We start from the raw sequence: 14,223 nt of genomic DNA on the forward strand, positions 1-14,223 counted from the left end.
GTAGTTGCAAAAAAGTGGTGTTCGTCAATGCTAGCTGGGGTTCGTGTGTCTTTCCCGGGGATTGATGTAACCCCTGATCACAGCTCGCTCTACGCCGCCCATCCCCCGCTAATTTTTCCCTGTCCGGTTCGTTTTATAGGGACGACGTGCCTTTGTGCTTCCTGCCTATTGCTCCGGACTCCAACAAATGAATGCTGAAGACTCCTTGAAACTTGCTCGCCGGTTTATCGGGTTGCCCCTGGAAAAACGCCAGCTGTTCCTGCAGGCACTGCAGAAAGAAGGGGTGGATTTTTCGCGGTTTCCGATTCCGGCCGGCGTGGAAGCAGAGGACCGCCAGGCGCTGTCCTACGCGCAACAGCGCATGTGGTTTCTCTGGCAACTGGATCCGAGCAGCGGCGCCTACAACCTGCCGGGTGCGGTGCGCCTCAAAGGTGCGCTGAACCTTGGCGCCATGGAGCAGGCGTTCGCCAGCCTGGTGGCCCGGCACGAAACCCTGCGCACGGTGTTCCAGCGCCAGGCCGATGAACGCTTGATGCAGGTGGCCGTAGCGCCGTCGTTGGCCATTGAACAGCTCGATCTAACGGCGTTGGCCCCGGCCGAACGCGAACACGCCGTCAACGACGCGGCCACCCGCCAATCGCTGCTGCCGTTCGACCTGGAGCACGGCCCACTGCTGCGCGTGCAACTGCTCAAGCTCGATGCCCAGGAGCACGTGCTGCTGCTGACCCTGCACCATATCGTCTCCGATGGCTGGTCGATGAACGTGCTGATCGACGAGTTCATCCGTTTTTACGACGCCCACGAGCGCAACGAAGCGCCGCAATTGCCGGCGCTGCCGATCCAGTACAGCGACTACGCCTTGTGGCAGCGGCGCTGGCTGGAAGCGGGGGAGCAGGCCCGTCAATTGGAATACTGGCAGGCGCGCCTGGGTGATGAGCATCCGGTGCTGGAACTGCCCACCGACCACCCGCGCCCGGCCATGCCCAGCTATCAGGGCACCCGCCACACCTTCGCGATTGACCCGGCGCTGGCCGCGCAGTTGCGCACCTGCGCGCAACAGCACAACGTCACCCTGTTCATGCTGCTGCTCGGCGCCTTCAATGTGCTGCTGCATCGCTACACCGGCCAGGGCGATATTCGCGTCGGCGTGCCGATCGCCAACCGTAACCGTACGGAAGTCGAGGGGCTGATCGGCTTCTTCGTCAACACGCAAGTCTTGCGCACTGAGCTGAGCGGGCAAACCCGGGTCACCGAGTTGCTGCAAGGGATCAAGGAGCATGCCCTCGGCGCCCAGGCCCATCAGGAGCTGCCGTTCGAGCGCCTGGTGGAAGCCCTGAATGTCGAGCGCAGCCTCAGCCATACGCCGCTGTTCCAGGTGATGTACAACCATCAGCCGGTGGTGGCCGATATCGCCTCGGTCAGCACCGCCTCCGGCCTGGAACTGGCCCTGGTGGAGTGGCAAGGCCGCACCACCCAGTTCGACCTGACCCTCGACACCTATGAAAAATCCGGCACCCTGCACGCTGCGCTGACCTACGCCAATGACTTGTTTGACGCGCCGTCCATCGCGCGTATGGCGCGCCACTGGATCAGCCTGTTGCAGGCCATGGTCGCCGATGGCGAGCAGCGCATTGGTGAACTGCCGATGCTGGCCGCCGATGAGCAACACATGCTGGTGCACGCCTGGAACCAGACCGCGCAAGCGTATCCGACCGAGCGCGGTATTCATCACCTGATCGAAGACCAGGCACAGCGCACACCGGATGCGCCGGCGCTGGTGTTCGGCGCGACCACGCTGACCTACGCGCAACTCGACGCCCGCGCCAACCAATTGGCCCATGCCTTGGGCGAGCAGGGGGTCGGCCCTGACGCCCTGGTGGGTATCTGCGTTGAGCGCTCCCTTGAGATGGTCATCGGCCTGCTGGCCATTCTCAAGTCCGGCGGCGCCTACGTCCCGCTCGACCCCGAATATCCCCAGGAACGCCTGGCCTATATGATCGAAGACAGCGGCATCCAGCTGCTGCTGAGCCAGCACAGCCTGTTGCCGCTGCTGCCTGGCGAAGGTATTCGGGTGATGCTCCTCGACCAGGCGCCAGGCTGGCTCGACGGTTACAGCGTCACAGCGCCCGCCGTCGACATCCACGCGCTGAACCTCGCCTATGTGATCTACACCTCCGGTTCCACCGGCAAGCCCAAGGGCGCCGGCAACAGCCATCGCGCACTGGTCAACCGGCTGTGCTGGATGCAACAGGCCTACGGCCTCGATGCCAGTGACGCGGTGCTGCAGAAAACCCCGTTCAGCTTTGACGTGTCGGTATGGGAGTTCTTCTGGCCGCTGATGACCGGCGCCCGCCTGGTAGTCGCAGCCCCTGGCGAACACCGCGAGCCGGCGCGGCTGATCGAGACCATCAGCGAGCACGCGATCACCACCGTGCACTTCGTGCCGTCCATGCTCCAGGCGTTTATCCATGAACCAGGCGTGCAGGCCTGCATAAGCCTCAAGCGCATCGTGTGCAGTGGCGAAGCCTTGCCCCTGGACGCGCAATTGCAGGTGTTCGCCAAGCTGCCCCAGGCCGGCTTGTTCAACCTCTACGGCCCGACCGAAGCGGCCATCGACGTGACCCACTGGACCTGCATCGACGAAGGCCGTGACGCCGTGCCCATCGGCCGTCCGATTGCCAACCTTGGCAACTACGTGCTCGATGCTCAGCTCAACCCGGTGCCTGCCGGCGTGTCCGGCGAGCTGTATCTGGGCGGCACCGGCCTGGCCCGCAGTTACCATCGCCGTCCGGCACTGACCGCCGAACGTTTTGTGCCCAGCCCCTTCGGTGACGGCGCGCGCCTGTACCGTACCGGCGACCGTGTGCGCCAGCGTGACGACGGTGTGATCGAATACCTTGGCCGCCTCGACCACCAGGTCAAGCTGCGCGGGCTGCGAATAGAACTCGGCGAAATCGAGACGCGCCTGATGCAACACCCGGCGGTGCGTGAGGCGGTGGTGCTGGTACACGGCGGCAAGCAACTGGTGGCGTACCTGGTGCTGGAGGGCGAGGCGCCCACCGACCTCAAGGCCTGGCTGCTCGGCAGCCTGCCGGAATACATGGTGCCGACCCACCTGGTGCACCTGGCCAAGCTGCCGGTGACCGCCAACGGCAAGCTCGACCGCAAAGCCCTGCCGGTGCCCGATACTGCGCCGCAACAGGCGTATGTCGCTGCGGAAAACACCCTGCAAAAAGCCCTGGCGGCGATCTGGAGCGATGTGCTCGGTGTCGAGCAAGTCGGTCTGGATGACAACTTTTTCGAGCTGGGCGGCGATTCGATCATCTCCATCCAGGTGGTCAGCCGCGCGCGCCAGGCGGGGATTCGTCTCAGCCCACGCGACCTGTTTCAGTACCAGAGCGTGCGCAGCCTGGCATTGGTGGCAAGCTTCGAGCAAACCACTGTAATCGACCAAGGCCCTGCCAGCGGCGAGGTGATCCTGACCCCGGTGCAGCAGGGCTTTTTCGCCCAGGCGATCCCTATGCGTCAGCATTGGAACCAATCGTTGTTGTTGACCCCGCGCGAGCTGTTGGAACCGGCACGCCTGGAAGCCGCCCTGACTCAGGTAATCAACCATCACGACGCCTTGCGCCTGCGTTTTGTGCAACAGGCCGACGGCTGGCAGCAAGCCTATGCCGCGCCAGTCACCGAGTCGGGCCTGTGGCAAAACCGCGCCGGCAGCGACGATGAGCTGGCGGCGCTGTGCGATGAGGCCCAGCGCAGCCTCGACCTGGCGAAAGGCCCGCTGCTGCGTGCCGCGTTGGTGCGCATGGCCGATGGCAGCCAGCGCCTGCTGCTGGTGATCCATCACCTGGCGGTCGATGGTGTGTCCTGGCGTATCGTCCTGGAAGACCTGCAACAGGCTTACCGCAAGGCATCGCTACCGGCCAAAACCAGCGCCTACCAGCTGTGGGCCGAACAGTTGCAAGCCCATGCCCGCACGCTGGACCACCAGTTGGCGTACTGGCAGGCGCAGTCGGTGGACGCGGACTTGCCGTGCGACAACCCCAAGGGCGGCCTGCAAAACCGCTTGGGCAGCAAGCTCGAAATCCGCCTTGATGCCGAACACACCCGTCAACTGCTCCAGGACGCGCCAGCGGCTTACCGTACCCAGGTCAACGATTTGTTGCTCACGGCCCTGGCGCGGGTGGTCAGCCGCTGGAGCGGCCAGAACGCCGCACTGATCCAACTGGAAGGCCATGGCCGCGAAGACCTGTTCGACAGCGTCGACCTGACCCGCACCGTCGGCTGGTTCACCAGCCTGTTCCCGGTACGCCTGCAAGCCGACGGTGAGCTGTCGGCCGCGATCAAGTCGGTCAAGGAGCAGCTGCGTGCCGTGCCCGCCAAAGGCATCGGCTATGGTCTGCTGCGCTACCTCGGCCCGCCTGCGGCCCGCGAAGCCTTGGCGAACCTGGCCGTGCCACGCATCACCTTCAACTACCTGGGCCAGTTCGACCGCCAGTTCAACGAATCCGCGCTGTTTATTCCGGCCACCCAGGGCAGCGGCCAGGCCCAGGATGCCGAGGCACCGCTGGCCAACTGGCTGACGGTCGAAGGGCAGGTGTACGGCGGTGAACTGGCCCTGCAATGGGGCTTCAGCCGCGAGATGTTCGAGGCGTCAACGGTGCAGCAGTTGGCGGATGACTACGCGGCAGAGCTCAAGGCCTTGATCGAGCATTGCCGAGCCACCCCGGCAGGGCAGGTTACCCCTTCGGACTTCCCACTGGCACGCTTGACCCAACAGCAACTGGACGCGTTGCCGGTGACGGGGCCGGCGATTGCCGATCTTTATCCGCTGTCGCCGATGCAGCAGGGCATGTTGTTCCATACCCTCTACGAACCAGAAGCCCAGGCGTACATCAACCAGTTGCGCCTGGATATCGACGGCCTCGACCTGTTGGCTTTCGGCCGCGCCTGGCAGGCGTCACTGGACCGCCATGACATTCTGCGCAGCAGCTTCCACTGGCTGGGCCTGGACAGTGCGCATCAAGTGATCCAGCGTCAGGTCGACGTGCAGTTGCATGTGATCGAAGACATCAATGCCGACTTCGATGCGCTTGCCGAGGCTGAACGTGAGAAGGGCTTTGCGCTCAATGCTGCGCCGCTGTTTCGCCTGATGCTGGTGCGGGGCGCCGGTAACGCCTGGCACCTGATCTTCACCAGCCACCACATCCTCATGGACGGCTGGAGTAACGCCCAGTTGCTGGGTGAAGTCATCGCTCACTATGCCGGCCAGGCCTTGCCCGCGCCGCTGGGGCAGTTCCGCGATTACCTGGGCTGGCTGCAACAGCAAGCCTCGGGTGAGACGTTCTGGAAAGCCGCCCTGGCGCCGTTGCAAACACCTACCTTGCTCGCGCAAGCGCTGCGCGCGCCGGTCGATGGCCTGGGCACGGCTGAGCATCAATTGATCCTCGAGGGCGAGTTCACACACGCCCTCGGCGAGTTCGCCCGTCGTCAGAAAATCACCCTCAATACCGTGCTGCAAGGGGCGTGGAGCTTGTTGCTGCAGCGCTACACCGGCCAGGATTGCGTGGCCTTCGGCGCCACCGTCGCCGGGCGTTCGGCACCGCTGCCGGGGATCGAGCAGCAACTGGGCCTGTTCATCAACACGCTGCCCATTGTCAGCGCGCCGTCGCCAGCCCAGCCGGCCGCCCAATGGCTCAACGAGTTGCAAGCCCTGAACCTCAGCCTGCGTGACCACGAGCATGTGCCGCTGTACGACATACAAGGCTGGGCCGGCCAGCAGGGCGCATTGTTCGACACCTTGCTGGTGTTTGAAAACTTCCCGGTGGCCGAGGCCCTGAAGCAGGGCGCGCCCGCAGGCCTGACGTTTGGCCGTATGCACAACCATGAACGCACCCATTACCCGCTGACCCTGGGCATTGAGTTGGGAGCCAGCCTGCGCCTGGAGTTCAGTTACGACCGGGCCCGCTTCAGCGCTGAGCAGGTCGCCCGCTTGAGCGCCAACCTGCAGCACCTGCTGGTGCAGTTGCTCACCGATGCCCAGGCGCCCCTTGGCAACCTGCAATTGCTTGACGCCACTGCACAACGCGACGTGCTTGCCCTCAGCCAATCACCGGGCGCGGCCCAGCGCCATTCGCGCGTGCACGAACGCATCGCGGCCCAGGCCGCTGCCACACCGCACGCGCTGGCGGTGCAGGCTGGCGAAGCACGCTTGAGCTATGCCCAGCTCAATGAAAGTGCCAATCGGCTTGCCCATCGTCTGCTGGCGCTGGGCGTGGGCCCGGGCCAGCGCGTGGGCCTGGCGTCGCGGCGCGGCCCGCAACTGATCGTCAGCCTGCTGGCCGTGCTCAAAAGCGGCGCGGCCTATGTGCCCCTGGACCCGAACTATCCCGCCGACCGCCTGGCCTACATGCTGGCGGACAGCCGTCTGGACCTGCTGCTCAGCGAAACCGGGTTACTGGCCGACCTGCCGCTGCCGCAAGGGCTGGCCCGCCTGGACTTCACCGTCTCCGGTACCGAGCTGGCCGGCTACCCTGCCAGCAACCCACTCACCCACGCTGCCGCTGCCGATCTGGCGTACGTAATCTACACCTCGGGTTCCACCGGCCAACCCAAGGGCGTGGCCATCGACCATGCGGCCCTCGGCCAATTCTGCGACAGCGCCGAGGTCTACAGCCAACTGTGTGCAGAGGACCGCGTGCTGCAGTTCGCGACCTTCAGTTTCGACGGCTTTGTCGAACAGTGCTATCCGCCGCTGTGTGTGGGCGCCGCGTTGATCATGCGTGGCGATGAACTGTGGGATGCCGGGCAACTGGCACGGGAAATCGTCGAACAGGGCGTGACCCTGGCTGACTTGCCGGCGGCCTACTGGTACCTGCTGGCCAAAGAGTGCGCGGCCGATGGTCGTGCCCTGGGTAACCTGCGCCAGGTGCATGTAGGCGGCGAGGCCATGTCGGTGGAAGGGCTGCGCGCCTGGCACGCGGCCGGCCTGGGCGGCGTGCGCCTGGTCAACACCTACGGGCCGACCGAGGCCACCGTGGTGTCCAGCGTGCATGAGTGCCAACTGGCGGATGCCAGTGATGCGTTCGGCGTGCCGATTGGCCGGGCGATCGCTGGCCGCTCGCTGTACGTACTCGACAGCGGTTTCGAACTGTTGGCCACCGATGGCGTTGGCGAGCTGTGCATCGGCGCCGAGTTCGGCCTGGCCCAGCGTTACTTCGACCGCCCGGCGTTGACCGCCGAGCGTTTCCTCCCGGACCCGTTTTCGGCGGTGCCCGGTGCGCGGCTCTACCGCAGTGGCGACCTGGCCCGTTACAACGAGGCGGGCGCCTTGGAGTACGTGGGGCGTATCGACCATCAGGTGAAGATCCGCGGGTTCCGTATCGAAATGGGCGAAATCGAGGCCAGCCTGCAAGCCCTGCCGGGGGTGCGCGAAGCTGCCGTCGTTGCGCAGCCGAGTGCCACCGGCACGCAGTTGGTGGCGTACGTGGTCGCGGCCCACGGCCAGCCACTGGATACCCAGGCGCTGGCGGCGGTCTTGCGCCAGTCCTTGCCGGACTACATGGTGCCGGGGCATTGGCTGGTGCTCGATGCCTTGCCGTTGAACAACAACGGTAAGCTTGACCGCCGCGCACTGCCGCTGGCGGACCTGAGCCAGGCGCGGCAGGCCTACCGCGCTCCGCAAAGCCCGCTGCACATGCAGTTGGCGGCGATCTGGCAAGCGGTGTTGCACGTCGAGCAGGTGGGGCTCGATGACCATTTCTTTGAACGCGGCGGCCATTCGCTGCTGGCCACTCAGGTGATCTCCCGCGTGCGTCACGACCTCAAGCTGGAAGTGCCGTTGCGAGCGTTGTTCGAACAGCCCACGCTGGAAGCGTTCGCGGTGGCCTGCGCAGGGTTGCAGGCCGGCACTGCCAGCCCGATGGTGGCCCTGGGGCGCGACCGACCGTTGGCACTGTCCTTCGCCCAGGAACGCCAATGGTTTCTTTGGCAACTGGACCCCGGCAGCGCCGCCTACCACGTACCGACCGCATTGCACCTGCGCGGTGAGCTGGATGTCCCGGCACTGGAACACGCATTCCAGGCACTGGTGCAACGCCATGAACCGTTGCGTACCACCTTCGTGGAAGAGGCTGAGCACACCTGGCAGGTCATCCAGCCAAACCTGGCGGTGGTGATCCAACGCCAGCAGGTGCAAGACTCGGCCATCGAGCAGGCGGTCGCGCAAGAAATCCAACGTCCGTTCGACCTGCTCAACGGCCCGCTGATGCGCGTCATGCTGCTGGAGATCACGGCCGCGCACCATGTGCTGGTGATCACCCAGCACCACATCATCTCTGACGGCTGGTCGATGCAAGTGATGGTCGACGAACTGCTGGCGCTGTATCAAGGCCAGGCGCTGTTGCCGGCCTTACCGATCCAGTACGCCGACTATGCCGTGTGGCAGCGCGATTGGATGGCGGCCGGGGAGAAACAACGCCAACTTGATTACTGGTGTGCACGCCTGGGTACCGAACACGCGGTGCTGGAACTGCCCCTGGACCACCCGCGCCCGGCGGTGCAAAGCCATCGCGGTGCGCGTCGGCGGGTACACCTGGACAACGCCCTGGTGGCCGAACTCAAGGCACTCGCCCAGCGCCAGGACGTAACCCTGTTCATGCTCCTGCTGGCGTCGTTCCAGACCTTACTGCACCGCTACAGCGGCCAGGCCGAGATTCGTGTCGGGGTACCGATCGCCAACCGCAATCGCCTGGAAACCGAGCGTCTGGTTGGCTTCTTCGTCAACACCCAGGTGCTCAAGGCCGACCTGCACGGGCAGATGGCCTTCGAGCAGTTGCTGGCCCAGGTCAAGCAACGTGCCCTGGAGGCCCAGGCCCATCAGGACTTGCCGTTCGAACAACTGGTAGAGGCGCTGCAACCGGAACGCAGCCTCAGCCATAATCCGTTGTTCCAGGTGATGTTCAATCACCAGGACAACCTGCGCGCCGGCCCGGTGCAACTGCCTGGCCTGGATCTGCAGCCGGTGGATTGGACCGGTCACACGACCCAGTTCGACCTCAACCTGGAAACCGAGGAGTCCGTCGACGGCCTTTGGGCATCCCTGACCTACGCCACCGACCTGTTCGACGCCGCCACCCTGGAGCGCCTGGCTGTGCACTGGCAGAACCTGCTGCGCGCAGTGGTCAACGATGCCTCCCAGGCTCTGGACGAGCTGGCGATGCTCAACCCATCGCAATGGCAGCAGATGGTCGAAGACTGGAACCGCACGACCGTCGACTACCCACGCGAGCGTTGTGTCCACCAGTTGTTCGAAGCGCAAGCCCTGGCGCAGCCGCACGCCATCGCGCTGCAATTCAACGGCGAGGCCGTGAGCTACAGCGAACTCAACCGCCGCGCCAACCGCCTGGCCCATCGCCTGATCGCGGCGGGCGTCGGCCCGGACGTGCGGGTGGCGGTGCATGTGGAGCGTTCCCTGCCCATGGTGGTCGGCCTGCTTGCGACCCTCAAGGCCGGTGGCGCCTACGTGCCGCTGGACCCGCAATTCCCGGCCGATCGCCTGGCGTTCATGCTCGAAGACAGCCGCGCCCAGGTGCTGCTGACTCAGTCGCCGCTGATCGGGCGCCTGGTGCAACCGCAAGGCCTGCAGGTGCTGTTGGTCGAGGACGCTGGCGGTGACGAACACAACCCGCAGGTCAGCGTCACGCCACACCACCTGGCCTATGTGATCTACACCTCTGGCTCCACCGGCAAGCCCAAGGGCGTGATGGTGCCGCACCAGGCGCTGTGCAGCTTTACCTGCGGCATGGCCGGCACCCTGGACATCGGCGCGCAGGCGCGGGTGCTGTCGCTGACGACGTTCTCGTTCGACATCTTTGCCCTGGAGCTGTACGTGCCGCTGACAGTCGGCGCCACGGTGCTGCTGAGTGGCCAGGAACTGGCGCTCGACCCGGAGGCGATAATCGACCTGGTCACCGCCCAATCCGCCAACGTGCTGCAAGCCACGCCGTCCACTTGGCGCATGCTGCTGGAAAGCCCGCGTGCCGACGTGCTGCGCGGCATCAAGTGCCTGTGCGGCGGCGAAGCGCTGCCGGCCGACCTGGCCCAGCGCATGCTCGACCTGCAAGGCCCGGTGTGGAACCTCTACGGTCCCACCGAAACCACCATTTGGTCGGCGGCCCATCGCCTGCTGGAGGCGCAACCTCTGGTCGGGCGACCGATCGCCAACACCGCGTTGTTCATCCTCAATGCCGGGCTCAGCCCATGCCCGGTGGGCGCGGCCGGTGAACTGCTGATCGGCGGCGTCGGCCTGGCGCGCGGCTACCACGCGCGGCCAGCCCTCACCGCCGAACGTTTCGTGCCCAACCCGTATGGCGCGCCGGGCGAGCGCCTGTACCGCAGCGGTGACCTGGCACGCTACCGTGCCGACGGCGTGGTGGAGTACATCGGCCGGGTCGACCATCAGGTCAAGGTGCGCGGTTTCCGTATCGAACTGGGCGAAATCGAAGCCTGCCTGCGCGAGCATGAAGGCGTTCGCGAAGCCGTGGTGCTCGCCGACAACGACCGCTTGATCGCCTACCTGGTGACGTCTGCGGCACAGCCGCCGCACGCCTACACAGCGGCCTTGCGTGAGCGCCTGCCGGACTACATGGTGCCGGCGCACGTGATGTTCCTCGACAGCCTGCCCTTGACCCCCAACGGCAAGCTCGACCGCAAGGCCTTGCCCAAGGTCGATACCCGCCTGTTGCTGAAAAGCCATGTGGCCGCCGTCACCCCGCGCGAACAACAGGTCGCGGCGATCTGGTCCGAGGTGCTGGGCGTACCCCAGGTCGGCCTCGACGACCACTTCTTCGAGCTGGGCGGGCATTCGCTGCTGGCCACGCGGGTGGTATCGCGGGTACGCCAGGCTCTGGTGCTGGAAGTGGCGCTCAAGACCCTGTTCGAACACCCGTTGCTGGGTGACTTCGTGGTGGCCCTGGGTGAGGAGGGCGTGGTCGCGCCGGCGCTGCTCAAGGCCGATCGCAGCCAGCCGTTGCCGCTGTCGTATGCCCAGGAACGCCAATGGTTCCTCTGGCAACTCGACCCCGAAAGCGCCGCGTACCACATCCCCAGCGCCTTGCGTTTGACAGGCCCGCTGGACCTGGCGGCGCTGCAACGCAGCTTCGACACCTTGCTGGCACGCCATGAAAGCCTGCGCACCCATTTGCGCCAGGACGCCGCCGGCACGGTCCAAGTGATTGAAGACTCGGGCCTGATTGAAATCGATCTGGCCGACACCGATGAAGCCGGCCTCAAGGCACGGGTGGCTGACGTCGTTGCGCAGCCATTCGACCTGCTGCGCGGGCCGTTGCTGCGGGCCCGGTTGCTGCGCCTGGCCGAGGACGAACATGTGCTGGTGCTGGTGCAGCACCACATCGTCTCCGATGGCTGGTCGATGCAACTGATGGTCGAGGAGCTGGTGCAACTGTACGCCGCCTTCAGCCACGGGCAGACGCCAACCCTGCCGGCCTTGCCGATCCAGTACGCCGACTATGCCGTGTGGCAGCGCCAATGGATGGAGGCGGGAGAGAAGGCCCGTCAACTGTCCTACTGGCATGAACAGTTGGGTGGCGTGCAGCCGGTGCTGGAATTGCCTTTCGACTACCTGCGTCCGGCCCTCCAAAGTCATCGTGGCGCACGCCTGGGCATCGAGTTGCAACCGCAGCTGCTGGCCGGTTTGCGTCGTCTGGCGCAGGGCGCCGGAGTGACGTTGCCGATGGTGCTGCTGGCGTCCTACCAGGCGTTGCTGCACCGCTACAGCGGCCAGGAAGACGTGCGTGTCGGGGTGCCGATTGCCAACCGCAATCGCCTGGAAACCGAGGGGCTGATCGGCTTCTTCGTCAATACCCAAGTGCTCAAGGCCGATATCCACGGGCAGATGAGCGTTGTGCAACTGCTGCACCAGGTACGCCAACGTTCCCTCGAAGCCCAGGCCCATCAGGACCTGCCGTTCGAACAGCTGGTCGAAGCGCTGCAACCCGAGCGCAGCATGAGCCTGAGCCCACTGTTCCAAGTGATGTTCAACCATCGCGTGACCTCGGCAGCCAATCACCTGCAGCGCCTCACCGAACTGGACGTTGAGGTGCTGAGCTGGGATGAAGGCGTGGCCCAGTTCGACCTGGCACTGGATGTGGAGGTAAGCCAGGCGACCCTGCGAGCCTCCCTGAGCTACGCCACCGATCTGTTTGCCCCAGCCACTATTGAGCGCATGGCCGGCCACTGGCAAAACCTGTTGCAGGCGATGGTTGCCGACCAACAGCAAGCCATCAGCCAACTCAACCTGCTCGGCCAGGATGAGCAACAACACATTCTTCAACTGTGGGACCAGACCGACGCCGGCTTCTCGGCCAAGCGCCTGGTGCACGAACTGGTCGCCGACCGCGCCCGGGAAAACCCGGATGCAGTCGCAGTGAAATTCGACGCGCAAACCCTGAGCTACGGCGAGCTTGACCGCCAGGCCAACCGCCTGGCCCACGCTCTGATCGCCCGTGGCGTCGGCCCGGAAGTGCGTGTGGCCATCGCCATGCCGCGCAGCGCCGAGAGCATGGTGGCGTTCCTGGCGGTGATGAAGGCCGGCGGCGTGTATGTGCCACTGGATATCGAGTACCCGCGTGATCGCCTGCTCTACATGATGCAGGACAGCCGTGCGAAGTTGCTGCTGACCCACACCAGTGCCTTGCAGCAACTGCCGATTCCCGAAGGCCTGGACAGCCTGGCGATTGATCGCACCGAGCAATGGGCCGATTACAGCGACACCGCCCCAAACGTGACGCTGGACGGCGACAACCTCGCCTACGTGATCTACACCTCCGGCTCGACCGGCATGCCCAAAGGCGTGGCGGTCTCTCATGGGCCGTTGGTGGCGCATATCATCGCCACCGGCGAGCGTTATGAAACATCGCCGGCCGATTGCGAACTGCACTTCATGTCCTTCGCCTTCGATGGCTCCCACGAAGGCTGGATGCACCCGCTGATCAACGGCGCCAGCGTGCTGATCCGTGACGACAGCCTATGGCTGCCCGAGTACACCTACGAACAGATGCACCGTCACAACGTGACCATGGCGGTGTTCCCTCCGGTGTACCTGCAGCAGTTGGCCGAACATGCCGAGCGTGACGGCAACCCGCCGAAGGTTCGGGTCTACTGCTTCGGCGGCGACGCAGTGGCCCAGGCCAGCTATGACCTGGCCTGGCGCGCGCTCAAGCCGACCTACCTGTTCAACGGCTACGGCCCGACGGAAACCGTGGTCACGCCGCTGCTGTGGAAAGCCCGTCGAGGCGATCCTTGCGGCGCCGTCTACGCGCCAATCGGCACGTTGCTGGGCAACCGCAGCGGCTACGTGCTGGACGCGCAACTCAACCTGCAACCCATCGGCGTCGCCGGTGAGCTGTACCTGGGTGGCGAGGGCGTGGCCCGCGGTTACCTGGAACGTCCGGCGCTGACCGCCGAGCGCTTCGTGCCGGACCCGTTCGGCAAGCCCGGCAGTCGTGTGTATCGCAGCGGCGACCTGACCCGTGGGCGCCCGGATGGCGTGGTGGATTACCTCGGTCGCGTCGACCACCAGGTGAAAATCCGTGGCTTCCGTATCGAGCTGGGCGAGATCGAAGCGCGCCTGCGTGAGCAGGACAACGTTGGCGAAACCGTGGTGGTGGCCCAGGAAGGCCCGACCGGCAAACAGCTGGTGGCCTACGTGGTGCCGGCCGACGCCAGCCTGGTCAACGAAGCCGAGTTCCGCGACCACCTGCGCCGTGCCCTGAAAACCCGCCTGCCGGATTACATGGTGCCGACGTACTTCATGTTCCTGGCGCAAATGCCGCTGACCCCCAACGGCAAGCTCGACCGCAAGGGCTTGCCCGAGCCGGATGCGAGCCTGCTGCAACAGGCCTATGTGGCCCCCGAAACCGAGCTTGAACAGAAGATTGCCGCGATCTGGGCCGAGGTATTGCGCCTGCCGCAGGTGGGCCTGAACGACAACTTCTTCGAAGTCGGCGGCCACTCGTTGCTGGCGATCCAGATCACATCGCGGGTCCAGGCCGAGCTGGGCCTGGAAGTGCCGTTGGTGGAAGTGTTCCAGACCGAAACGCTGCGCGCCTATGTGCAGGCCGCTGCCACCTTCCGTGCAGGCACTGCGGAAGATTTTGATGACCTTCGTGACTTTTTGAGCGAACTAGAGGCGATTTGACC

At 65.1% G+C, this 14,223-nt stretch carries 1 protein-coding gene; it reads left to right on the plus strand.

Features of this window, described 5'->3' with window-relative positions; all coding sequences use genetic code 11:
• The first annotated feature begins 187 nt into the window (after nt 1-187).
• Entirely contained in the window at nt 188-14,221 is a 14,034-nt protein-coding gene (locus HCF10_RS10065) for a non-ribosomal peptide synthase/polyketide synthase (protein ID WP_167655426.1), read from the plus strand.
• Nucleotides 14,222-14,223 lie beyond the last annotated feature (2 nt).

This window comes from Pseudomonas sp. B14(2022) (assembly GCF_012030485.1).
Classification (GTDB): domain Bacteria; phylum Pseudomonadota; class Gammaproteobacteria; order Pseudomonadales; family Pseudomonadaceae; genus Aquipseudomonas.

Excerpts from the sequence above, each read along its gene's own strand:
- HCF10_RS10065 (WP_167655426.1), top strand. The coding sequence starts at position 188 with ATGAATGCTGAAGACTCCTTGAAACTTGCTCGCCGGTTTATCGGGTTG.